This window comes from Kosakonia quasisacchari, from assembly GCF_004331415.1.
Classification (GTDB): Bacteria; Pseudomonadota; Gammaproteobacteria; order Enterobacterales; family Enterobacteriaceae; genus Kosakonia; species Kosakonia quasisacchari.
Genome location: NZ_SJOP01000083.1, coordinates 1 through 504, shown reverse-complemented (window position 1 = coordinate 504; position 504 = coordinate 1). Strand labels below are relative to the sequence as shown.

1 protein-coding gene is annotated in these 504 nt (G+C 57.7%); it reads right to left on the bottom strand.

From position 1 onward, the window contains the following. Positions 1–504: ShlB/FhaC/HecB family hemolysin secretion/activation protein (locus tag E0L21_RS24785; RefSeq protein WP_131413843.1), on the bottom strand; the 504-nt coding region annotated here is incomplete at both ends.

The following is a 504-nucleotide window of genomic DNA, read 5'->3' as shown; positions in this document are numbered from 1 at the left end:
CTAAGCCAGTTGCGCGATGCGCGCTGCGTGATGCCGGCGCTGAGCGCGGTTTTGATGTCGCCGTTGCGGAACACCACGCGCGAGAGGTTCAGGCGGTGGGTTTTCGTGTCCCCGGTGGAAACCCACGGAAACCCCTGGTTGAGGATGGTGGTGCGGTAGTTGCTCCAGGCGTAGCTGTAATCCAGCAGGCTGTAGCCGTACGGAATACTGAGCCCGGCCTGAAAACTCTGCGCGTCATACCCGGTGGCGAAATCGCTGCTGCGTCCACCGCTGACAAACCACTTATCCGCCAGTCCCAGTAAATTGTTGCCGGTCAGTGAACCGTTCAGCTGATTTTCACCGGTGCTTTTCTGCCCGCTGTTATCCATAGACACAGAGGCACTTAACGGAAATTCCGGCGTGGCGGTTAAATTCACGGTGGAATAACCAGGTTCGCTGTCCGGCACTATTTCAATCTGCACCGGCTCACTGCGCAGACGGTTAATCTGCTCCATGCCCTGCTCT